The organism is Rhodococcus sp. JCM 9793, from assembly GCF_055380405.1.
This window is the reverse complement of record NZ_AP043721.1, coordinates 908,851-930,892: the sequence shown is the minus strand read 5'-3', so window position 1 is coordinate 930,892 and position 22,042 is coordinate 908,851. Positions and strand designations below refer to the sequence as shown.

The 22,042-nt window shown below is 64.6% G+C and carries 20 protein-coding genes; 9 read left to right on the top strand and 11 right to left on the bottom strand.

Features of this window, described 5'->3' with window-relative positions; translation table 11 throughout:
• Positions 1–65: 65 nt before the first annotated feature.
• Entirely contained in the window at positions 66–1,283 is a 1,218-nt protein-coding gene (locus ACZ46K_RS06530; RefSeq protein ID WP_464747259.1) for an acetyl-CoA C-acetyltransferase, read from the bottom strand.
• A gap of 31 nt (positions 1,284–1,314) precedes the next feature.
• Positions 1,315–2,460, bottom strand: a complete 1,146-nt coding sequence (locus ACZ46K_RS06525; RefSeq protein ID WP_169689572.1) for an acyl-CoA dehydrogenase family protein — start codon at positions 2,458–2,460, stop codon at positions 1,315–1,317.
• Between the two features lie 158 nt (positions 2,461–2,618).
• On the opposite strand from ACZ46K_RS06525, the gene ACZ46K_RS06520 reads away from it, so the two are divergent.
• Entirely contained in the window at positions 2,619–3,170 is a 552-nt protein-coding gene (locus ACZ46K_RS06520; RefSeq protein WP_464749250.1) for a TetR/AcrR family transcriptional regulator, read from the top strand.
• Here ACZ46K_RS06520 and ACZ46K_RS06515 read toward each other — a convergent pair.
• The 3 genes from ACZ46K_RS06515 to ACZ46K_RS06505 form a co-directional block, all read right to left on the bottom strand.
• Positions 3,164–6,049 (bottom strand): UPF0182 family protein, encoded by a 2,886-nt coding sequence (locus ACZ46K_RS06515; RefSeq protein ID WP_464747257.1) that lies wholly within the window; start codon positions 6,047–6,049, stop codon positions 3,164–3,166. The two genes, ACZ46K_RS06520 and ACZ46K_RS06515, sit on opposite strands and share 7 nt — an antisense overlap.
• Positions 6,050–6,133: 84 nt before the next feature.
• Entirely contained in the window at positions 6,134–6,463 is a 330-nt protein-coding gene (locus tag ACZ46K_RS06510) for an AzlD domain-containing protein (protein WP_054807056.1), read from the bottom strand.
• Positions 6,456–7,169, bottom strand: coding sequence for an AzlC family ABC transporter permease (locus ACZ46K_RS06505; protein WP_054810424.1), 714 nt, complete (start codon positions 7,167–7,169; stop codon positions 6,456–6,458). Before ACZ46K_RS06505 ends, ACZ46K_RS06510 begins: the two co-directional genes overlap by 8 nt.
• Positions 7,170–7,249: 80 nt before the next feature.
• Here ACZ46K_RS06505 and ACZ46K_RS06500 point away from each other — a divergent pair, with 80 nt between their 5' ends.
• Positions 7,250–7,699 carry an Lrp/AsnC family transcriptional regulator gene (locus ACZ46K_RS06500; RefSeq protein WP_464747255.1) on the top strand — a complete coding sequence of 150 codons (450 nt, stop codon included), beginning with the start codon at positions 7,250–7,252 and terminating at the stop codon, positions 7,697–7,699.
• A 55-nt stretch (positions 7,700–7,754) separates the two neighbouring features.
• Here the strand turns inward: ACZ46K_RS06500 and ACZ46K_RS06495 are convergent, their stop codons facing one another.
• Positions 7,755–9,083, bottom strand: coding sequence for a 3-hydroxyacyl-CoA dehydrogenase (locus tag ACZ46K_RS06495; RefSeq protein ID WP_464747253.1), 1,329 nt, complete (start codon positions 9,081–9,083; stop codon positions 7,755–7,757).
• 302 nt (positions 9,084–9,385) lie between these two features.
• On the opposite strand from ACZ46K_RS06495, the gene ACZ46K_RS06490 reads away from it, so the two are divergent.
• From ACZ46K_RS06490 to ACZ46K_RS06475, 4 genes are read left to right on the top strand one after another with little or no spacing between them, the layout of a single operon-like run.
• Positions 9,386–10,003 carry a DUF3558 domain-containing protein gene (locus ACZ46K_RS06490; RefSeq protein ID WP_464747251.1) on the top strand — a complete coding sequence of 206 codons (618 nt, stop codon included), beginning with the start codon at positions 9,386–9,388 and terminating at the stop codon, positions 10,001–10,003.
• Positions 10,000–10,329: a hypothetical protein gene (locus ACZ46K_RS06485; protein ID WP_054807060.1), complete on the top strand. Its 330-nt coding sequence runs from the start codon at positions 10,000–10,002 to the stop codon at positions 10,327–10,329. The genes ACZ46K_RS06490 and ACZ46K_RS06485 overlap by 4 nt, the downstream gene beginning before the upstream one ends.
• 2 nt (positions 10,330–10,331) lie before the next feature.
• Positions 10,332–11,687, top strand: coding sequence for a PPE domain-containing protein (locus ACZ46K_RS06480; RefSeq protein ID WP_464747249.1), 1,356 nt, complete (start codon positions 10,332–10,334; stop codon positions 11,685–11,687).
• Entirely contained in the window at positions 11,684–12,418 is a 735-nt protein-coding gene (locus ACZ46K_RS06475) for an ESX secretion-associated protein EspG (RefSeq protein WP_054805031.1), read from the top strand. The genes ACZ46K_RS06480 and ACZ46K_RS06475 overlap by 4 nt, the downstream gene beginning before the upstream one ends.
• 6 nt (positions 12,419–12,424) lie before the next feature.
• Here the strand turns inward: ACZ46K_RS06475 and ACZ46K_RS06470 are convergent, their stop codons facing one another.
• From ACZ46K_RS06470 to ACZ46K_RS06450, 5 genes are all read right to left on the bottom strand, one after another.
• Positions 12,425–13,303, bottom strand: a complete 879-nt coding sequence (locus tag ACZ46K_RS06470; RefSeq protein WP_054805030.1) for an alpha/beta hydrolase — start codon at positions 13,301–13,303, stop codon at positions 12,425–12,427.
• Positions 13,300–14,955, bottom strand: coding sequence for a thiolase C-terminal domain-containing protein (locus ACZ46K_RS06465; RefSeq protein WP_464747247.1), 1,656 nt, complete (start codon positions 14,953–14,955; stop codon positions 13,300–13,302). Before ACZ46K_RS06465 ends, ACZ46K_RS06470 begins: the two co-directional genes overlap by 4 nt.
• Positions 14,952–16,589, bottom strand: coding sequence for an AMP-binding protein (locus tag ACZ46K_RS06460; protein WP_054809649.1), 1,638 nt, complete (start codon positions 16,587–16,589; stop codon positions 14,952–14,954). Before ACZ46K_RS06460 ends, ACZ46K_RS06465 begins: the two co-directional genes overlap by 4 nt.
• A gap of 68 nt (positions 16,590–16,657) precedes the next feature.
• Positions 16,658–18,154, bottom strand: a complete 1,497-nt coding sequence (locus tag ACZ46K_RS06455; RefSeq protein ID WP_464747245.1) for an acyl-CoA carboxylase subunit beta — start codon at positions 18,152–18,154, stop codon at positions 16,658–16,660.
• A 20-nt stretch (positions 18,155–18,174) separates the two neighbouring features.
• Positions 18,175–19,437 carry a cytochrome P450 gene (locus ACZ46K_RS06450; protein WP_054805029.1) on the bottom strand — a complete coding sequence of 421 codons (1,263 nt, stop codon included), beginning with the start codon at positions 19,435–19,437 and terminating at the stop codon, positions 18,175–18,177.
• A 136-nt stretch (positions 19,438–19,573) separates the two neighbouring features.
• On the opposite strand from ACZ46K_RS06450, the gene ACZ46K_RS06445 reads away from it, so the two are divergent.
• Genes ACZ46K_RS06445 through ACZ46K_RS06435 form a run of 3 tightly spaced genes read left to right on the top strand, consistent with a single transcriptional unit; the run spans position 19,574 to position 22,040 of the window.
• Positions 19,574–20,359, top strand: a complete 786-nt coding sequence (locus ACZ46K_RS06445; RefSeq protein ID WP_054805028.1) for an SDR family oxidoreductase — start codon at positions 19,574–19,576, stop codon at positions 20,357–20,359.
• Between the two features lie 27 nt (positions 20,360–20,386).
• Positions 20,387–21,199: an enoyl-CoA hydratase/isomerase family protein gene (locus ACZ46K_RS06440; protein WP_054809651.1), complete on the top strand. Its 813-nt coding sequence runs from the start codon at positions 20,387–20,389 to the stop codon at positions 21,197–21,199.
• Between the two features lie 37 nt (positions 21,200–21,236).
• Positions 21,237–22,040, top strand: a complete 804-nt coding sequence (locus ACZ46K_RS06435; RefSeq protein WP_464747243.1) for an enoyl-CoA hydratase/isomerase family protein — start codon at positions 21,237–21,239, stop codon at positions 22,038–22,040.
• Positions 22,041–22,042: the final 2 nt, after the last annotated feature.

Sequence of the window (22,042 nt, the reverse complement as noted above, 5' to 3'; positions counted from 1 at the left end):
CGTTAGGCCGCATGTCTTTTCAGACATGCGGCCTAACGATGACTTAGCCCGAACCTATGTGTGGATCAGTTCAGGCGCTCGAGCACCATCGCCATACCCTGGCCGCCGCCGACACACATGGTCTCGACGCCGAACTGCTTGTCCTGGGTACGGAGGTTGTTGAGAAGCGTATTCGTGATCCGCGCTCCCGTCATGCCGAACGGGTGGCCGAGCGCGATCGCACCACCGGAGACGTTGAGCTTGTCCTCGTCGATCCCGAGCTCACGAGCCGACCCGAGCACCTGCACGGCGAACGCCTCGTTGATCTCGAACAGATCGATATCGGAGACGCCCATGCCGGCAATTGCGAGAGCCCTCTTGGTGGCCTCGATGGGACCGAGACCCATGATCTCGGGGGACAGACCCGATACACCGGTCGACACGATCCGCGCGAGCGGCGTCAGGCCCAGCGACTTGGCCTTGGTGTCGGACATGATCACCAGCGCGGCAGCACCGTCGTTGAGCGGGCATGCGTTGCCTGCCGTGACCGTGCCGTCGGGACGGAACACCGGCTTGAGCTGGCTGACGGCCTCGTAGGTGGTGCCGGGACGCGGCCCGTCGTCGGTGGACACCACGGTGCCGTCGGCGAGCGTGACCGGGGTGATCTCCCGCTCGAAGAAGCCCGACTTGATGGCTTCCTCGGCACGGTTGTGTGAGCGCACGCCCCAGCGGTCCTGGTCTTCACGGGAGATGCCGGTGAAGGAGGCGACGTTCTCCGCGGTCTGCCCCATCGCGAGGTACACGTCGGGGATCAAACCTTCTGCACGCGGATCGGTCCACGCGGTGCCACCCTCGGCGAGCTTGGCGCTGCGCGCCTGTGCGTCGTCGAAGAGGGGGTTCTTCGTGTCGGGGAGGCCGTCGGCGTTGCCGGTGACGAAGCTCGACACGGACTCGACACCCGCGGAGATGAACACGTCCCCTTCGCCCGCCTTGATCGCGTGCAGCGCCATCCGGGTGGTCTGCAGCGACGACGAGCAGTACCGGTTGACGGTGACGCCGGGCAGGAAGTCGTAGCCGAGCTGGACTGCAACGACGCGAGCGATGTTGAAGCCCGACTGACCGGCAGGCTGACCACAGCCGAGCATGATGTCGTCGATCTCGGTGGGGTCGAGCTCGGGGACCTTCGCCAGCGCGGCGGCCACCATCTGCGTCGCCAGATCGTCCGGACGGACGGTCTTGAGCGAGCCCTTCATGGCGCGCCCGATGGGCGAGCGAACAGCGGACACGATCACAGCTTCGGGCATTACATGCTCCTCGTGGGTTGTCGTTACCGGGCTACAGGCCCAGGTCGCGGCCGATCAGTTCCTTCATGATCTCGTTGGTCCCCGCCCAGATCTTCGTCACGCGAGCATCCTTCCATGCGCGGGCCACACGATATTCGTTCATGAAACCGTAGCCTCCGTGGATCTGCACGCACGCATCCAATACCTCTGACTGGGACTGTGCACTCCACCACTTCGCCTTCGCGGCATCCACCGCGGTCAGCTCGCCGTCGGCGTGGGCCTCGACGGCCTGGTCGACGTAGGCCTCCGCAACCTCGATCTTCGTCACGAGCTCGGCAAGCAGGAACTTGTTGTACTGCATCGTGCCGATGGCCTTGCCGAAGGCCTTACGTTCCTTCGCGTACTCGATGGTCTCGAGCAGGATCTGCTTGGCGTGATGCACGTTGTTGACCGCGGAGCCGAGCCGTTCCTGCGGCAGCAGTTTCATCATCGAGATGAAACCCATGCCTTCTTCGCCGAGCATGTTGGCCTGCGGGACGCGCACGTTCTCGAAGAACAGTTCCGCGGTGTCGGCTTCGGGCTGACCGACCTTGTCGAGCTTGCGACCGTTTTCGAAGCCTTCCATTCCACGCTCGACGACGAGCAGTGAGATGCCCTTCGCGCCCTTGCTCGGATCGGTGCGGGCGGCCACGACAACGAGATCGCAGTTGTAACCGTTGGTGATGAAGGTCTTCGCGCCGTTGAGGATCCAGTCGTCACCGTCGCGCACCGCGGTCGTCTTGAGATTCGCGAGGTCGGAACCGCCCGAGGGCTCCGTCATGCCGATCGCGCAGATGAGTTCACCGGTCGCGCACTTGGGCAGCCAGCGTTCGCGCTGCTCGTCGTTACCGAGATGAACGATGTACGGGACGGTGATGTCGGAGTGGATGCCGATCGACGACGACAACGCCATGTTCGCGCGCGCCATCTCTTCGGCGACGACCGCGTTGAACCGGTAGTCGCCGGCTTCGCTGCCGCCGAAGCGCTCGGGGATCTCGAGCCCGAGGATGCCGGCCTTACCGGCCTCGATCCAGATGTCGCGCGGGATCTCGTGCCGCTCGATGAGCTCCTCAGCGCGGGAAAGTACGAACCGATTCACGAACTCGCGAACGGACTCGCGGAACGCCTCGTGGTCGGGGCCGTACAGGGTGCGTCGCATTCAACTGCTCCTCATAGATAAGCGCGCGCTTAGATTCTAAGCGCTCGCTTATTAAACGTCGCTGTGGTTTGCTTGTCAACCACAGAGGAAAGGAAGCCGGACCCACCGTGAGCGCACCCGAGAACACCGTGATCAGCAGCTCCAAGGCCGCCGCGCGCATGCGGGAGGCCGCGATCGAGGCGTTCGCGGAGAACGGCTACGGCAGCACCACTACGCGGCAGATCGCCGCGCGCCTCGACATGAGCCCGGCCGCGATGTACCCGCACTACAAGTCGAAGGAAGAGCTTCTCTACGCCATCGCATACGAGGGCCACGACCTGGCACTGCGGGTCGTGCGCGACGCCGACCTCCCCGACGCCGACGCCATCGCGCGTCTCATCTCGATCATTCGGCGCTTCGTCGAGTGGCAAGCCCAGAACCATCGACGCGCCCGCGTCATCCAGTACGAGCTGACCGCGCTCGAACCCGACCACTATCGCGTCATCACCGGCCTTCGACGCGACACCACCAAGGTGGTCCGCGACGTCGTCGATCTCGGCATCGCGTCGGGCCAGTTCACGGTGCCCGACGCCGAGGGCGTCACCCTCGCACTCATGTCGCTGTGCGTCGACATCTGCCGCTGGTACCCGTCCGGTCGCTACAGCGAGCCCGGCACTCTCGGCTCTCTCTATGCCGACCTGTCATTACGGCTGGTGGGGGCGGTTCACTGACCTCCTCCGGTCGCGACGACGTACGCGTCCACCGCAGACTGCAGCCGATCCAGTGCGGCACCCAACGTGCGGAAGTCACCGCTGCGCTGCGCTGATCGCAGCTCGTCGAGAGCCTCCTGCAAGTTCTGCGCGGCCGTTGCCGCTTCCGGGTTTTCTGCAGGCGCAGGCGTCGCCACCGGCGGGGGCGCTTCCTCGGGCACGGTCACGGCATCGCCGCCCGGCGGCGTCGCCGCGCTCCCCGCACCGCGACCGAGCACCTGATCGAGCGCCTCCGCCAATGTCGGGGCATATCCGACGAGGACACCACCGGTCTGCGGGTCGCGGTAACTCACCAGCACTCGCGCCAACTGCGGGAAGGTCGATCCGTCGGTCGCCGCGGACATCCGCTCGGTGTACAGCGGTTCGACGTAGAGCATCCCGCCGTCCGCGATCGGCAGTGTCAGCAGATTGCCGTAGTGGATGCGGTTCGATCGTTCGAGCAGCGTGCGCTCCGACGCGACACGCGTATCCGAGATCATCGAGTTCTGCGTCTGCTGCGGCCCCTGGGTGAGACTGTCGGTGGGCAGTTCGAGCACCGTGATCTTGCCGTATCCATCCGGATCGGAGCGCGCAGAAATGTAGGCCGACAAGAACTCTCGATGGAAACCCACCATTGCCCCTGCCAGCCGGAACGACGGCTGCGCGGCCTCCTCGTCGCCGACGAGCACGTAGTACGGCGGCTGATTCGGATTCGTGTCGACGGTGGGATCGCTCGGCACCGACCAGAATGCGTTGGTGGTGAAGAACTCCACCGGATCGTCGACGTGATAGCGGGCCAGAATCTCCCGCTGCACCCGGAACAGATCTTCCGGATAACGGAAGTGGTCGCGCAGGCCGTCGGGCACCTCGCTCTCCGGTCGGACGGTGCCGGGAAACACCCCCATCCACGTCTGCAACACCGGATCGGCCGAGTCGACCTCGTAGAGCGTGACAGTGCCGTCGTAGGCATCGACGGTGGCCTTCACCGAATTCCGCATGTAGTTGATCGCCTGCGGGCGCATCGCATCAGGCTCGGGAAGGGCACTGCGCTGCGAATACGGATACTGGTCGGCCGTGGTGTATCCGTCGACGATCCACACGATCCGCCCATCCACCACCGCCGGGTAGGGATTCGTGTCCGTCTCGAGCCAGGGCGCCACCATGTGCACCCGCTCGGCGGGGTCTCGGTGGAACAGAATCTTCGATTCCGAACCGATCTCGCCCGAGAAGATGATGTTGCGTTCGCCGTATCGGACCGAGAACGCGAGCCGGTTGAACCAGTTCCCGATCGCGACGCCGCCCTCGCCGTCGTAGGTGTACGACGAGGTGTCGGTGTCGTACTCACGGGGTGCCTCTCCGGGGTCGCCTCCCACGATCACGTACTCCTGACCGGACTGTCCGATCACCTCACCGAAATACACGCGGGGTTGCTCGACCGGGATCACCTGCTCGGTGCTGTGCGTCGCGATGTCGCTCACCGTGTAGAGCGGATATCCGCTGTCACTGCTCGATGCACCATCGGTCGCATCACGCACCGCCGCGTTGACGCGGTTGGCCGGGGCCGCCACGAACCCGTTTCCGTGGGTGTAGACGGTGTGCCGGTTGACCCAGTGAGTCTGGTTCCCGGTGAGTCGCTCGGGCGACAGTTCACGTACTCCGACGACGAAGTCCCGCATTTCCCCGTCGATCCGGTAGCGGTCGAGATCGAGGTTGTGCGGGAACTCGTAGAAGTTCTTCAACTGTTGTTGCTGCGTGAACGTGCGCGACAGGACGTCGGGGTCGAGCAGGCGAATATTGGCGATGGTCGTGACGTCGGCCGCAATTTCCTGAGGCGGAGTGGTTCCCACGCCCCGATACGGAACGTAGTCGACCATGTCGTCGCCCACCCGATACGCCTGCCGCGTCGCCTCGATCCCCCGTTCGATGTAGGGAGCTTCGCGCACAGCAGCGTTCGGCCGCACCGAGAACTGCTCGACCACCAACGGCCAGACACCTCCGACCAGGATCGACGACAGGAACAACAAACCCAGAGACAGCAGCGGGATCCGCAGATCCCGGAGTTTGATCACCGCGAAACAGGCAATCGCGCACAGCAACGCGATGGCGCAGAGGATGAACTTCGCGGGAAGCATCGCGTTGATGTCGGTGTACCCGGCGCCGGTGAAGGCAGGTTCGCGATGCCCCGACGACACCAGCGCGTAACGGTCGAGCCAATACGCGACGGCCTTGAACAACACGAAGAGTCCTGCCAGGAAAGCCAACTGGATGAGCGCCGGGGACGAGAAGACATTTCGTATCTTTCCGCCGATCGTGATCCCACCGAACAGATAGTTCGTGGCGGCATTCGCGATTCCCGCGAAGAACACCGCCACGAAGAGCCAGCCGAGCACCCACCGGTAGAACGGCAAATCGAACACGAAGAATCCGACGTCGAGCCCGAACTCCGGATCGACCGAGCCGAACGCTCCCCCATGGAGGAACAACTGAACGGTTGCCCAGTTGCTTTGTGCGATCAGTCCTGCCAGCAATCCGATGATCACCGGGATGCCGATACCGAACACTCGGACCCGCTGCAGCACTACCCGGCGATACGGTTCGAGCGGGTCGCCGCGCGACGGCATCCACAGAGGTCTGGTCCGGAACGCCACCGCCATCCCGGCGAAGATCGCACCCCCGACCACCGCGCCGATGACGAGGAACACCGCCCACCGGGTGAGGAACACCCTGGTCCAGACCCCGCGATATCCGACCTCACCGAACCACAGCCAATCCGTGTACGCCCGCACGATCGGCGGCACGAAGGCAAGCAACACCAACAATGCCACCCCGGCAACGATTGTCGCCCGTGTCCGTGTGCGCATGGCCCCTCCCGGCCGGGAGTCGGGCGCCGGGCTCTCGTGCGGCGCCCGCGTGCTGCCAGTCTACGGAATGCGAGTTCGGTGTCCCTAGAAGAAGTTGACGAGCGCGACAAACGTCAACGTGCCGAGGCCGACACTGATGAGGGTCCGGCGGCCGAATGCGAGATGCGTGATGATCGTGACGGCCGCGGCCACAGCGGCTTCCCACACATAGGTTCCCGTACCGCTCAGCGCAGAGGTGTGCAACGTCGACAACGCGAAGAAGCCGAGAATCCCCACCGGCATCCACAGCGCCAACGTCGTCACGAACTCCGATTCACGCAACGGTCCGATCACGGCGAAGGGAACCGCGCGCAATGCGAAGGTGATGGTGAAGACGATCGCGAGAACCGCGACGATGTACCAGATTTCAGACATGCTCGCGCCTCCTCTGCATAGCGACGTAGCGCACGATGAGCGCGGCCACGAACAGTACGAGCCCCGTGAACATGACGGTGTCGGGTGTCAGCACGGTCGCGAACGCGAAACTCGCCGCCGCCATGAGTAAGGACGGCACCTGTTTTCCGGTGCGGCAGGCGTCGAGCGTCAAGGTCAGGAACAGCGCACAGAGCGCGAACTCCAACCCCACGACCGGGCCGGGCAGCAGACCCGCGACAGTCAATCCGACGAGCCCTCCACCGACCCAGTAACTGTGGAAGGCGAGCTGCATCGACACAAGCCTCCACGAGGTCCACCCATCGGGCCGAGCGGAGGTCACGGCATAGGCCTCGTCGACGAGCGCGAAGACGGAATAGAAACGGGCGAGAGGATTGCGCACAACCCGCAGTGGGAACGAGAACGCATAGAACACGTGCCGGAAGTTCACGAGGAAGGTGGTGAGCGCAATCGGCGCGAGCGGGGTGGCGACAGCCATCATCCCGATCAGGAGCAGTTCGAGCGAGCCGGAGAATCCTACGATCGACATGGCCGGGGCCACCCACCAGGGAAGCCCCGACTGCACTACGAGAAGGCCGAACGCCACGCCGATCGGGAAAATGCCCAACCCCGCCGCAAGAGACAGGCGTACACCTTCTCTGATCTCTTGGGGCCGTGAGAATTCGACCTTTTCACACACCTGCGTCATAGGTTCTAGAATCGCATTTATCGCGCGGCATTTGATTGCCTATATAGCCGTCGAACGCCGAGGTTGTGCAATTATTGGTTATGGACGACTTGGATCGAGCAATAATCGAGGTCCTCCGCGAGGACGCCCGGATACCGAACGTCGCGCTGGCCGAACGTGTGGGATTGACGCCGGGACCGTGCCTCCGGCGGGTACAGCGACTCGAGGCCGAAGGGGTCATCGTCGGCTACCGCGCCGTCCTCGCACCAGAAGCCGTCGGCCGAAGCTTCGAAGTGCTCGTCGACATCGAGATGACGAATTTCGATCGGAAGAGCATCGACACGTTCGAGTCGACGATGAGCGCGTTCGACGAAGTCCAGGAGCTGTACCGGCTGTTCGGATCACCCGACTACTTCGTCCGCATCGCGGTGGCAGACCTCCCCGCCTACGAACACTTTCTGAGCGAGAAGGTACAGACCATCCCCGGGATTCAGAAGGTGTCGTCGCGCTTCCCGATGAAGGTCATCAAACCCACCGTACGGGGAACGTGAGCTGGTCATGACTGTAGGTGTACCGAAATTTCGGTACACCTACAGTCATGTGCGCTTATGCGGAGAAGGTGGTGTGCCCGCCCTCGACGCGCTCCACGAGCAACAGCGCCGGAGCCCACACCCGACCGTGAACCTTCTCGAATTCACGGATCTTCCGCAGCACCACGTCGAGTCCGACCGTTTCCGCGTAGTGCATCGGACCACCGCGACGCTTGGGGAATCCGTACCCGTTGGTGTAGACGACGTCGATGTCGGATGCCCGCTGAGCGATACCCTCACCGAGCAGGGCCGCCCCCTCGTTGACCAGCGCGAGGATGCTGCGGTCGACGATCTCCTCGTCGGTGATGGTGCGACGCTCGATACCGTCCTCCGCAGCACACGTGCGGATGATCTCCTCGACGGCCGGGTCCGGAATCGGTGTGCGACTTCCCTCTTCGTACGTGTAGTAGCCGGATCCGGTCTTCTGGCCGAAGCGTCCTGCCTCGCAGAGAGTATCGGCCACCCGCGAATAACGGAGATCCTTCGGCCGCGTCGGGGCGAGTCGTTTGCGCGCTGCCCACGAGATGTCGTTGCCGGCCAGATCCGCCATGGCGAACGGTCCCATCGCCAACCCGAATGCCTTCAACGCTGCGTCGACCTGCTGCGGGGTCGCGCCTTCCTCGAGCAGGAAGTCGGCTTCACGGCGATACGGGGTGAGCATGCGGTTGCCGATGAATCCCTCACAGACCTTCGCGAGCACCGGAACCTTGCCGATCGTCTGTGCGAGCGTCATGGAGGTGATGACGACATCGTCGGCGGTCGCCTCACCGCGCACGACCTCGACGAGCTTCATGACGTGCGCCGGGCTGAAGAAGTGCAGCCCGATCACGTCCTGCGGGCGGGACGTGCTGCGGGCGATCTCATCGAGGTCCAGGCGCGAGGTGTTCGACGCGAGAATCGCCCCGGGCTTGCACAGTGCGTCGAGCTTGCCGAACACCTCCTTCTTGACATCCATGTCCTCGAAGACCGCTTCGATGACGAGGTCGGCGTCGGAGGCTGCCGCGAAGTCGAGGTGCGGCTCGATCAGCGCTACACGCTCCTGCGCCTGCTCAGCGGTGATCTTGCCCTTGGAGGCCGACGACTCGTAGTTCTTCCGAACCGTGCCGATCCCCCGGTCCAGCGCCTCGGGGCTCTGCTCGATCAACGCGACCGACACGCCTCCGTTGGCGAACGCCATGGCGATCCCGGAGCCCATGGTGCCTGCACCGATCACGGCGACACGCTTGATCGGACGCGGCGTCACCGACGCGGGAATGTCGGCGACCTGCGCCGCGGCCTTCACTGCTGCAGACAGGTGCCGTTCGGCGGCGGATTCCGGGCTGTCGGTCGAGGTGGGGGTACTCACGAGCGGCACTTCCTCTATGGGTCGGGGCACACGGTGCCGTGATCAGTGGTCACTCAATTGTCTGCTGGATGGGCGGACACCCGATTGTGATACAGATCCCAATACCCCGCACGAAGCTTTCCTCGCGTTGTCCGGGTTGCCGTGAGTCGTGAGGCAACGGAAACCCGTGCTGGTGGAGGAAAGTTTCGCAGCGACGACACTGGCTCGGACGCGCGCCCGGATCTGCGTTAATATCTGCGCGACCGAACGGATCGGGGGGATCCTTGGCAATGAAGTATTCACGTCTTCCCAGTGCATCAAGGGTGGGGGCTTCGAAGGTGGGGGCGGCGCTCATCACCGCAGGTGTCGTACTCAGCGGCTGCACCGCCGCGAGCGACACGGCCGCGGTCGCGGCCGATGAGACCACGATGACGCCGACGACCCGCGCGCCACGTCTCACCGACGAGTCGGGCCGACCCGATATCACCTTCGACCCCTGCCTCGATATCCCCGACGATGTCCTCGTCGAAGCCGGCTACGACCCGCGCACCGAGGATGTAGCCGACTACCTGATGGAGCAGTACACATTCATGGTGTGCACCTACCGAGCACCAGTCGATATTCCGGGAGTGATCCGCTCCTACGGGCTCAACATCCTCTCCGGAAACGTCAGCATCGACGAGGAACTCACCAAAGTCGGAGACATCGCCACCGAAACCTCCGTCAACGGACGCCGTGCGCTACTGGAGTATGACCCCGAACCGGACAACACATGCGCCATCACGTTGCAGACCGATTTCGGCATCGTCATCTTCAGTCGTCTCTACCATGCCGACCACACCCGCACGCTCACCCACGACGAGCGCTGCGGTGGACTACACGACACCGTCGCACTGTTCGAACCGTTCGTCGACGACAACCCCGGAAAGAAACCACAGTGAGCGAGTTCGTCCGCCTCGAACCACATGTGATCGACGAGATCCTCGCGATCTGCGACACCGTGCTCGCCGAACTCGACAAGGCATCCGAGATCACGGACAAACTCGGCCACGCTGAGGGGTTCGGCGAGTTCGAGTCCGCCAGACAACTCGCCGCCGGCTTCGCGCGCAAGGGCGCAGGCACACCCGAATCCGCGAAAGAACGCGTCGAGCAGTTCATCGTCGCCTTCACCAACCTCCGCGACGCCTTCGCTTCCGGCGGCGAATCCTTTCTCGACGCAGAGTTCGACTGGGCCCGCAGGCTCGCCACCATCGAACAGGAGTTATGACGATGTCCGACACCGACAACCCGATACACGAACTCCTCACCCCGCTGCTGGGCGAGGTGCCCCCTGAGTCGGTCGCACGGCGCCAAGCCCGCCACGACGTATTGGCGGGACGGGTGGACAGCGGCGTCGACCCCGATTACATCGCGCAGTTCGAGAACTTCCACGGCATGGAACACGCCGCGATCCATCAGCTCAGCCAGACGATCAGCCCCCTTGCGATGACCACGCTCTCGAACGAATGGAGGAGTCTCGGAACGGTATTCAGCTTCACGATTTCCATGGCCACCGTCATGATCCGCGACAAGATCGCCCAGCATTGGGAAGGGAGCGCTGCGGAAGCCGCATCGTCGGCGACGGAACTGTTCGGCACCTCTGCCCAGCGGTTGAGCGATGCGTCGCTCGCGGTGTCGGAGAAACTTCAGATCGCGGCGGACGTCGGTGCGCGAGTGAAGTCGTCGGTCACTCCCCCGTCGATCTCCGTCCCGTTGCCGATGGACGCACTCAGCCCCGTCGCCGCGGCTGACAGAGAGCGCCAGGAAGAGGCTGCACGGCAGCAGGCGATTCGCGTCATGGAATCGCTCTACAAGCCGTACTACCGCGATTCCGGATCTGCGGTTCCCGTTCTGCCTGCGCCCCAGGACACCGCCGGCGGCAGCTCGGCGAGCACGGGTGTGGGCGCGGGCGCAGGCACACCCGGGTTCGGGAACCCATCCGCATCCGGCGGCAACAGTTCCGGGTCGGCCTCGAACGGGAGCGGGGCAGCAGGCGGTCAACCGTCCGGATCTGCAGCGAGCGAGGCCGGTGGCAATACGACCGACAGTTCCGCGACCGACAGTTCTCAGAACAGGCAGTCGCAGTCTGCAGGATCCGGGGGCGCGGGCTCGGCTGAATCGGAAGCGACCCGCACGTCACCGACGTCGACGTCCCCGACGTCGACTCTTCCCGGAGGCATGACAGGTCAACCGTATGGTTCTTCAGCAACGGGATCCGGTATTCCGGGAAGCGGAGGCTTCGGCAGTGGCAACTCGGCCGGTAGTGGTGGCTCGGCCGGCGGTGGTGGCTCGGCCGGCGGTGGTGGCTCGGCCGGCGGTAGCTCCGCGCTCGGTCCCGGCGCTGTCGGCGGCGTCGGTGCGACCGCCACCTCGGTGCCTGCCGCGTCTCAGCAGGGAGCTGCCGCTGCCCGCTCCGGTTCGATGCGGCCGATGGGTATGTATCCCGGCATGATGGGTGGTCAACAGCGCGGCAACGACGATGAGCAGAGGGTCGCGAGTTACCTCGTCACGAACGATCACGGCAACGAACTGATCGGGTCGCTCCCCGACACCGCCCCGCCTGTCCTAGGAGTCGACCCGCTGTGACCTGGAATGTAACCCCCGACCGCTTCTTGTCGCTGTGGACCGCGGCGGGCAGCGACGAGTTTCCGTTCCCTCTGCGATATCGCTCGACGTCGATGTGGGAGGACGAACACGACGCCAACCTTCACGCGGCTGATGAGTGGCGCCGGGAACTGGCCGATCCACGCCTCGAGCATGCGTTACGCATCCTGCGCGCGGGCGAAGTCGCCGTCGAGGTGTACGGCAATGCCGGAAACGCAGACATACGGGTGCGAGGTGGCGCAGCAGGCGCATTCGCCGTCGTCGCACGCCAGCACGCCTCCGGCGACATCGAGATCGTCCCGCTCCAGTCGGACGCGCTCGCCCATGCCGTCGTAGCGCAGATCCCGGATGTGCCCCGCGGGCGTGAGCAGGCGCGAGCCGCATCGATGCGCGAACTCACCGAACCCGGCGGCACCACATCGGTGAGGGAGCAGATCGGCGAGAGCGAACCGCGCGCACTGCGCCGTCTCCTCCTCCGCGACCGTTCCGGTGCGGGCAGTATCCGGCTCCTCGCTCCGAATGCGCACGGCCGCTATACGACGGGATCGGACATCGGGTGGTTCGACGTCGTCGACGACGGTCGCTACATGTTCATGCCGGGCAGAGATATGCGAGTGATGCCCGCTACCAACGATATTCTGCGCGACGAGCTCATACGCCGGATCGACCGGACGCGCACCCGCCGACAACAGGACGTGCCCACACCCTGGTGACCAGTGCTACCCGCGTGCTGCGCATTCTTCGACGAACGCCACCACACCACGGTGATACTCGGCCGCCGCGAACCCCACACTCATGTTGTGTCCGCTGCCGGTCTGCCGATGTTCGACGAAACTCGGAGCTCCGACGAACGCGGCCTCGATCTCGGACCGCAGAGGATCGTCCGTCTCCCATACCTTTTCGTACTCTGCGTACGTGAAGCGGACCGGAATGCGGACATCGGGAGCAAGACGCATGAAGTCGTTCGGCCATTCGGCTGCGACCGCCGCCTCGTACCGAGGTGTGATGCACGTGAGGCTGCGACCACCACGCACCTCCGGCGGGTACGTGTCCTCGGGATGCCACAGGAGATCTCGGATCGCTCCCCGGTTCCTCGTCGTCCGCATCTGCTTGATGATCTCGAGCGCCTCGCGTTGCTTACGCGTGCCGGTACCCGCGAGTTCCACGCCGAGCAACGACGCACCGCGCGGATCTGCTGCCATCCGGAGACCGAGGTCGCAGCCCGCCGAGTGCGCGAGAAGGAAGACCCCGGCTCCGCGCGAATACCGCTCGAGCAGTGCATTCACAGCTCCGTAGGCAGCGTCGACACGGTTGGCTGGATCGTCGAACCGTTCCTGGCATTCGAACGAGTCGGCGTAGCCCGGGCGGTCGATTGCGAGGACGGTGTAGCCGAGTGCCGCCGCGGTGCGGAGCAGTGACAGTTCGGGATGGCCGTCAAGATCGAAGTACCGGGAGGTCGTGGCGCCGCCGTGCAACGCGACGATCACCGCGCGCGGCCGCTCCACGTACGAACACAGCGCCGAGATCTGAGCTCCGTCGACCTCGACGGTTCGAGCGGTCACGGTGTCGTCGAGCGCTCCGGTGTCCGCGGCGTTCATCGGCCGGCCTTCAGTAACATGACACCGCTGGGTGTGAGCCCTCCGCTGCTCACCACCGCGACACCGGCGTCTCGAACCTGACGCTCTCCACCGTGGCCGCGCATCTGCGTGACCGCCTCGTGCACGAGTCCCAACCCGTGGGTGCGTCCGTGTGAGAGTTGACCTCCGTGGGTGTTCAACGGCAACCTTCCGTCCATCGCAATGTTGGTTCCCTTGTCCAGGAAGTCTTTTGCTTCCCCGATGTCGCAGAATCCCAATGCCTCTATCCACGACAGACAGTTGAAGGTGAATCCGTCGTAGAGTTCTGCGACATCGACATCGTCGGGGTGCATCGTGGTGCGACTCCACATGTGCGCGGCCTGCCCGAGAACCTGGGGTTCGTGGGTGAGGGTGCTCTGGTCCCAGTCGAGCCGCTCGAGCATCTGTGTACCGACCGCTTCGACGAACACCGGCGGTTGGGCGAGGTCGTGTGCGGTGTCGCGGGCGGACACGATCACCGCTACCGCGCCGTCGCACGGCACGTCGCAGTCGTAGAGGCCGAACGGTGTCGTGATCGGGCGGGCACCCAGGTAGTCGTCCATCGTGAGCGGGTCGCGATAGATCGCATCGGTTGTCCTGGCTGCGTTCGCGCGTTGGTTGAGCGCGATCCACCCGAGGGTTTCGCGGCCGGTTCCGTAGCGATGGAAGTGCCGCTGCGCGGTCTGTGCCAGTAGGTGCGCGGCCGAAACAGCACCGTACGGCGCGAACCATTCGTCCGACAGTCCGGCCGCAGGCACGGTGCGGCCGGTGCGCACGAGTTCGCTGTAGGTCGATTCCCACACCGTTCGGAAACACAGCACGTGTCGGGCCAGTCCGGATGCGACAGCGAGCATTGCCGCGATCACCGAGCCTCCGGGCCCGAACGTCTCGGCAGCGCCGTTGTGCCACGTCGGCTTCAGCCCGAGGGTCGACTCCACCGCAGTGACCCCACCCTCGGTGAACGGGCCGAGCGACCCGGCACCCGGATAGGTGGACAGTCCGTCGATGTCGTCGGCGGTGAGACCGGCGTCGTCGATCGCGGCGCGGCAGGCGTCGATGGTCAACGACAACGGATCGACCATGAGACGACGGCCTATGCGCGACATACCGATTCCGGTGAGCGCCACCTTGTCCTCGAACTTGTCCGTACTCGCCATGGGTCGCACACTGCGGCGGATCGCGGCGGCGTCCGGTTCGTCGGCCGGCAGTTCCGTCACCGCTCCGGGTTCAGCCGGACGGAACAGCGGAAGCCACACCTCTTCTGCCTTCTCGAAGACCACTTCCATCCGCAGACCGAGTGCGAGGTCGTCGGCCGCACATTCGACCGCGTTGGTCGTCAGACGCACGCGCGGATCGTCCTCGAGCGCCACCTGCGCGACGATGTACGGCGGCGACATTCCCGGCGGAGCGAACCTGTGGTTGACGGTGAAGCCGATGAGCGTCGCAAAGCCGGAAACGACGCGCACACCCATCTCGCTGCCGTGGCAATAGCGACAGGCGGGGAGCGGTGGATGGATCAGCGCCGAGCAGGAGCGGCATTCCTGTATCCGCAGGTGGCCGTCGGCGCCGGAGGTCCAGAAGAATTCCGTCTCCGGTGAGATCGACGGTGCCAGGCGTGTGGTGGGTGCGCTCATGACACCACCGTTCCCTCGTCCTGTACCTGCTGCGCAGCCCAACGGTAGTCGGGCTTTCCGTTGCCGAGGCGGCGTATTGCGGGGACGAACACGACATGCTTCGGGATCTTGTACCTCGCGAGCGATTCTCCGCATGCATTCTTCAAATCTTCTGTGGGGCAATGCTCCTCGCCTCCTGCATGCACCAGCGCGACGACCTCTTGTCCCCAGCGCTCGCTGGCCCGACCGACCACCAGTGCATCGACGACGCCGGGATGCGCACGCAACACTTCCTCGACCTCTTCGACGAAGACCTTCTCACCGCCGGTATTGATCACGAGAGAGTCCCTGCCGAGCAACCGCAGCGACCCGTCGTTCGCGATTCTGACGCGATCTCCCGGTATCGCCATCCGCTGACCGTCGACCACAGGGAACGTGTTTTCGGTGGCGTGCCGGTCGCGGAAGTATCCGAGGGGGACGCGACCGGCACGCGCAGCCCATCCGATCTCGTCATCACCAGGCTCCAGGATTCGGGTGCGGTCGGTCGACACTGCGTACCCCCCGGGCATCGGGGCGAATGTGTCGACCTCGGCACCGCGACTGCTTCGTCCGAATCCCATGCCACCGGTCTCGGTCGAGCCGTACCCTTCCACGATCGTCGCGTTCGGGAGCAGTTCGAGGAAGGCCTTCCGGTGGATCGCATTCGTTGCGGCTCCCCCACTCGCGATGACTATCAGCGACTCGAAGTTGTTCCTGCGCTTGCGCATCTCGTCGACCAGTGGTCCGGCATACGCGTCGCCGACGATGGTCATCAACAGCACGTTCTCTTTCTCGACGATCTCCAGGGCACGCTGTGCGTCGAAAGCGTTCCGGTCGTCGTAGAGCACAACCGTCTGGCCTGCCAGCAGACCCGAGAACGCCGTCCACGTACCCGCTGCGTGCGACAGGGGCGACACCGCGAACCAGCTCTGTCCCGTCAACGCGGTGAGCGTCCGTATCGGCTCGTCGGACTCGTGGTCGGAGCCGTTCATGGAGGAGACGTACGCGTCGCCCTGCCGCCACAGCACAGCCTTGGGGCGTCCCGTGGTGCCGCCGGTGCACATCATCATCAAGTCGTCGGGTGATCCCTTGATCACCTTCTCCGGATCACCTTGTGCAACCGCCTCATCGAACGACACCGCCCCGTCCAGTTCGGAAATACCGGTGCCGTCGTCGACGGACACCAGCAGCTCCACGCTGTCCTTCAGCTCTGCGCTGCCACTGACGACCTCGGATACCACCTGACCGAACGACCGGTGATAGACGATTCCTCGTGGCGCAATGTATTCGAGGAGGCTGCGGATCTCCTGGGGCGTGTAGCGCGGGTTGATGTTGACCGGTACGACGCGCGCCTTGAGACATCCGATCAGCACATCGGGGTACAGATCGTTGTACATGAGCATGGCGACGCGATCCTGACCGCACTCCCACCGCTCGAGCCCCTCCCTTTCCGTTTGGGCTCCGAACCCGCGTTCGGCGAGGAAGTTCGCGAACCGCCGCGTGCGCACCGCGGATTCACCGAAGGTGCTCCTGCGATCACCGCAGACGGTCATGATTCGTTCGGGTACTGCGTCTGCGACGGCGTCGAACACCTCGCCGAGAGTCCATTCGTTCAACGCATCTCTCCTGTGGCAGTGTCTATCAGTGGCAGTGTCTATCAGCGAAAGCCGGTGGATCAGCGGACTCAGGGGACGATCGCACAGCGGCTCACCGGCTCCGCTACTGCTTGTCGTGCATAGATTCCTCGCTGCAACGATGTGAGCAGGGCATTGCGGGTTTCTTCGGGACTGATGAGTTCGTCGAAACCCATGTGTTCAGCGGAACGGTACGACGCCTCGAGCTCCATTTCTCGAAGTGACGCCGCGAGGCCGTCGTCCGCATTCGACGCACCGCTGAGGGCATCAGCGCTCATCGCACCCATCGTCGCGCCGGGGTAGGCGTACGCAGCGACCTGACCGTCGAAACCGATCAGCGACATCACCATCGACCCGAAACCGTACGCCTTCCGCAGTGTCACATGCATTTTCATCGTCGTGGCGGTGGTCTGCGCGACGAACATCCGGGCCCCACTGCGGAGCACGCCATCGCGTTCGGATTCACTGCCCGGCAGCATCCCCGGATTGTCGGCGAGGAACACGAGCGGCAGGTGGAACGCGTCGGCGACCGAGATGAAATGGGCTGCTTTGTCGGCCGCATCGGAGTCGATCGACCCGGCGATCACCTGCGGCTGATTCGCGACAACCGCCACCGGGTGACCTCCCAAGTGCGCCAACCCGCAGATGATTGCCCGCCCGAAGTCCGGTTGCACCTCGAACCAGTCCTTCGTGTCGACCACCGCATCGATCACGGATCTCATATCGTAGATGCTGCGGTTGTCGCGGGAGACGATGTCGAGAAGCTCGGGGGTGTCGCGGGGCTCGGAGAATGCGTCGGGCTCGGTCGCGATCGGGTACGACCACGCGCTCGGCGGGAAGTACGACAGGTAGCGGCGGATCTCGTCGAGAGCTTCCTCGTCGGTGTCGGCGACGTTGTGGATCAGTCCGCTCGCGATGGCGACATCGGGTCCGCCGAGATTTTCCTTCGAGACGTCCTCTCCGGTAGACATCTTCACGACCGGTGGGCCGGCGGTGAATATCGCGCCCTGCCGGCTCATGATGGCGAAGTCCGAGACCGGCGCAATGAGCGCGCCGTGCCCGGCAGAGGCACCGAGGACTGCGGTGACCACCGGCACCTTCCCCGAGCACTGCGCCTGTGCAAGCAGGTCGGTCGGGGTTCTGCCGTAGTGAGCGCCGGTGGGGCGAAAACCGGCTCCTTCGAGGAGCATGACGAGCGGGACCTTGTTTCGGACAGCAAGTTCGGCGAGCCGGTAACGCTTGGAATTGCTGCCCGGTGAGATCGTGCCCGCCAGCGTGGTGAAGTCTTCTGCCCCGACCATCACCGGCATTCCGTGGATCAGTCCCGAACCGGCGACGATGGCGTCGGCGGCAATCTCCCCACCGACCAGCGTGCCGAACTCGTGGAAACTGCCTTTGTCGAGGAGGTGATCGATTCGCGCTCGCGCATCGAGTTTGCCTTTGCCGCGGTGCTTGGCCACGCGTTCCGGGCCGCCCATTCCGTGAGCGTGCGTACGACGGCGGGTGAGGTCGTCGAGGGTGTCGTCCCAGATCCGCGCCTGTGTCATGTGAGGTCCTTCGGAGGTGGTCATGTGGCCGTCGAAAAGCGGATCGGCAGGTGCTTGAGCCCGCCGACGAAAGTGGTTGCGGTCAGTTCGGGTTCGCCGGCGATTTCGATCGAACCCAGGCGCGGCAAGAGTTCGGCGAAGAACTTCTTCATCTCCATCCGGGCCAGTCCGGCGCCCAGGCAGAAATGCACGCCGAACCCGAACGCGACATGGTTGTTGGGGTCGCGCCGGATGTCGAAGCGGAAGGGATCGTCGAAGACCTCTTCGTCGCGGTTGACGGACGCATACGACAGCAGGAGGGAATCACCGGCCGTGATGGGCACGCCGCGGATCTCGGTGTCTTCGACGGCGGTGCGCATGAACGCCTTGACAGGAGTGACCCACCGGATCATCTCCTCCACCGCGTGCGGCAGCATGTCGAGATCGGCGCTCAGCGCTCGGCGTTGATCGGGATGGTCGATCAGTGCACGAAGCCCGCCTGCGATGGAACTGCTCGTCGTGTCGTGGCCGGCGGTCGCGATAATCGTGTAGTACGACATGGTCTCGATATCGGAGAGGGGTTTGCCGTCGATTCGCGCGTTGGCGATCGCCGACGCCATGTCGTCGGTGGGGTTCTCACGGCGGGATGCCGTGAGCGCGCTGAAGTACTCGAACATCTCGAGGAGCGCGTTCATGGTCTCGTCCGCCGGTTCGCTACGTTTGAGTTCGTCGTCGTCGCTGCCCACGAGTTCCTGCGTGAGCCGGAGCATACGAGGGAAGTCGGATTCCGGTACGCCGAGCAGCGACATGATGACGTAGAGCGGGAAGTTCACCGCGACCTCGGACACGAAATCGCACTCACTTCCGGCCGCGAACATCCGATCGATGTGATACTTCGCGAGCTCCTCGATTCGAACCTCCATGGCTTTCATGGCCTTCGGGCGAAACCAGTCGGTTGCGATCGAGCGCAACACACGATGCTGCACACCATCGAGGTGGATGAGGGTGCGAACACCGACCGCGGCCTGCATCTCGTCGGACTCCGCCGTCATGAGCACCGGGCGGGGCCAGTTGGTGAAGAGCGTGTTCTCGCGTTCGACGGCCATGACGTCGGCGTGCTTGAGGAGTGCCCAGAACGGCTGATAGGACGGCACCTCCACCCGAACCACCGGTGCCGTTGTGCGTGCCTCCGTCAGCACCGAATGCAGGTGGTCTTCGTCCTTGTACGCAGTCGGGGTCGCCAAGACCTCGGCACCCTCTCCGACGATTCGCTGGTTCACGAACGACACTCCGTTCCCGCGCATTCCGGCGACGCTTTCGGTCCGGCGTCGCAGACCCCGAGCCCTGGTCTTCCCGCCCCAGAGTGATTTATAGTGTGTCTTACTGTCAAGCATTCTATATAGCTTTCGTCGGGGTGATCCCGGAAAGGCGCGAGGCCACATGGCAACTGATCAGCGCAGAATTGTCGTCGTCGGAGCGGGGTCGGGAATCGGTGCCGCCACTGCCGCCCATTTCCACGAACAAGGCGACCACGTACTCGCCGTCGACCTCCGCCCGGATCGTGCCGAAGCATCGGCGCACGCACAGTGCGACTTGCGCGATGCGACGCAGATCAACAAGTTTCTCGGCTCGATCGGGGGAGGCTGGGATCTGCTCGCCTACGTCGCCGGGGTGCCCGGAACCGCACCCGCCGCCGACGTCCTGAAGGTCAACTACCTCGGCATGCGGCTGTTCGTCGAAGGCATGCTGCCTCTGCTGCGCCAAGGCGGGTCCGTCGTCACCGTCGCGTCGGTGGCAGCCCTCGGATGGCAGGAGCGCCAGAACGACCTCGCCGGTCTCCTCGAGGCAACCGACGGCGACACCGTCGAACGCTGGCAGGCCGAACAAGACCCGAACTATCCCGTGTACAGCACGTCGAAACAGGCCGCGATCATCTATTCGAAGCGCCTTGCGCCCTCCGCATGGCAGAAGTACGGCGTCCGCGTGAACACGGTGAGCCCCGGACCGACCGAGACCCCGATCCTCGGCGACTTCGAGGAATCGATGGGTAAGGACGTCCTCGACGGGGTGAAGGCACTCATCGGCCGGCATGCCACGGTCGCCGACGTCGTGCCGGTCATCGCGTTCCTCGGATCGCCTGACGCCGGGTGGGTGAACGGTCAGGACATCCACGTCGACGGCGGCTTCGTCGCGCCACTCACCGTCGGAGCACCGATCCAGCTCTGACCACCCTTCGACACCCCCGAGGTGACCATGCCCGACAACGCCGTGAGCCCCGACGGGCCACTGCTCGCCGATCTGCACGCCGGCATCCTGACGCTCACACTCAACCGCCCCGAACGGAAGAATGCGATCACGCCCGAGATGTGGGCGCGCCTCCGAGATCGCCTTCTCGACGCGACCGTCGACAACGGGGTACGCGCGGTGGTCCTCACCGGCGCGGGCGCCACGTTCTGCAGCGGCGCCGACATCGCCGACACCGCGGGAATGGACGAATTCCCCGACCCGTCCGACCTGATCAGCACCATCAACGACACCATCCGGCTGCTCCAGGAGCTTCCGGTACCGACCGTCGCGAAGGTGAGCGGGGTCGCGGCCGGAGCGGGCTGGAATCTCGCCCTTGCCTGCGACCTGGTGGTGGCCGCGTCGGATGCGCGGTTCTGCCAGATCTTCGCGCGCCGTGCGTTGTCACTGGACACGGGCGGGTCGTGGCTGCTCCCGCGGCTCGTCGGGCTGCAGCAAGCCAAGCGGCTGGCGCTGCTGGCCGACATGATCGGAGCAGACGAAGCGCATTCGCTCGGTCTCGTCACATGGGTGACTGCTCCGGTCTCGCTCGACGAGTTCACCCACGGCATCGCGGAGCGGCTCGCCTCCGGGCCGCCGCTCGCACTCGCACAGACCAAGGACCTGCTCAACCGCGGACTCGAACGGACGCTGACCGAAGCACTCGAGTACGAATCACAGGCGCAGGCGGCGAACCTCCAGGGCCCCGACATACTGGAGGCCTTCGCCGCATTCTCGGACAAGCGCGACCCCGACTACACCCGTGCCGCAGCCGCACGGTGAATGACCGGACCCCGACCTCGTTGCAGAAGGAAGAACAGTGACGTTCGAGACCATCGAATATGCCGTCGACGGCCACACCGCGACCCTCACCCTCAACCGGCCGGGCGCCCTCAATGCGCTGAGCCCGCACATGATCACGGAGTTGCGTGCCGCGTATGCCGAGGCCGAGAACGACGACAAGGTCTGGACTCTCGTCGTCACCGCCAATGGTCGGGCATTCTGCACGGGCGCCGACGTCAAGGAGATTCCGGGCGATGGGAAAGTCGTCAACGAACGGCCGTACCTGTCGACCTACGACCAGTGGGAGGCACCGCAAGAAGGCACCCCCCCGTTTCGTTCGATGACGAAACCGATCGTCGTTGCTGTCAACGGGATCTGCTGCGGCGCAGGGCTTGACTGGGTCACCACCGGCGATATCGTCATCGCTTCCGAGATGGCAACCTTCTTCGATCCGCACGTCAGCATCGGCCTCGTCGCAGGACGTGAGGTGGTGCGTGCCGCTCGGGTGCTCCCGCGGAACGTGGCACTGCGCATGGCTCTGATGGGAAAGCATGAACGAATGAGCGCCCAGCGCGCATACGAACTGGGGATGATCACGGAGATCGTCGAACACGACCTGTTGCTCGAACGGGCGCACGAGATCGCCGACATCGTCAACTCCAATGCACCACTGGCAGTTCGGGGAACTCGCCTGGCCATCATCAAGGGCCTGGACATGCCGTTGCACGAGGCCGAGATGCTGGCCGAGTCGTTCCGCGAGCGGGTGACGCGCACGGAAGACGCACTCGAGGGCCCGCGCGCATTCGTCGAGAAGCGTGCGCCGATATGGCAGTGCAGATAAGC

Excerpts from the sequence above, each read along its gene's own strand:
- ACZ46K_RS06450 (WP_054805029.1), bottom strand. The coding sequence starts at position 19,437 with ATGCGCGGGAACGGAGTGTCGTTCGTGAACCAGCGAATCGTCGGAGAG.
- ACZ46K_RS06520 (WP_464749250.1), top strand. The coding sequence starts at position 2,619 with ATGCGGGAGGCCGCGATCGAGGCGTTCGCGGAGAACGGCTACGGCAGC.
- ACZ46K_RS06525 (WP_169689572.1), bottom strand. The coding sequence starts at position 2,460 with ATGCGACGCACCCTGTACGGCCCCGACCACGAGGCGTTCCGCGAGTCC.
- ACZ46K_RS06510 (WP_054807056.1), bottom strand. The coding sequence starts at position 6,463 with ATGTCTGAAATCTGGTACATCGTCGCGGTTCTCGCGATCGTCTTCACC.
- ACZ46K_RS06445 (WP_054805028.1), top strand. The coding sequence starts at position 19,574 with ATGGCAACTGATCAGCGCAGAATTGTCGTCGTCGGAGCGGGGTCGGGA.
- ACZ46K_RS06500 (WP_464747255.1), top strand. The coding sequence starts at position 7,250 with ATGGACGACTTGGATCGAGCAATAATCGAGGTCCTCCGCGAGGACGCC.
- ACZ46K_RS06455 (WP_464747245.1), bottom strand. The coding sequence starts at position 18,154 with ATGACACAGGCGCGGATCTGGGACGACACCCTCGACGACCTCACCCGC.
- ACZ46K_RS06465 (WP_464747247.1), bottom strand. The coding sequence starts at position 14,955 with ATGAGCGCACCCACCACACGCCTGGCACCGTCGATCTCACCGGAGACG.
- ACZ46K_RS06505 (WP_054810424.1), bottom strand. The coding sequence starts at position 7,169 with ATGACGCAGGTGTGTGAAAAGGTCGAATTCTCACGGCCCCAAGAGATC.
- ACZ46K_RS06440 (WP_054809651.1), top strand. The coding sequence starts at position 20,387 with ATGCCCGACAACGCCGTGAGCCCCGACGGGCCACTGCTCGCCGATCTG.
- ACZ46K_RS06530 (WP_464747259.1), bottom strand. The coding sequence starts at position 1,283 with ATGCCCGAAGCTGTGATCGTGTCCGCTGTTCGCTCGCCCATCGGGCGC.
- ACZ46K_RS06470 (WP_054805030.1), bottom strand. The coding sequence starts at position 13,303 with ATGAACGCCGCGGACACCGGAGCGCTCGACGACACCGTGACCGCTCGA.
- ACZ46K_RS06480 (WP_464747249.1), top strand. The coding sequence starts at position 10,332 with ATGTCCGACACCGACAACCCGATACACGAACTCCTCACCCCGCTGCTG.
- ACZ46K_RS06515 (WP_464747257.1), bottom strand. The coding sequence starts at position 6,049 with ATGCGCACACGGACACGGGCGACAATCGTTGCCGGGGTGGCATTGTTG.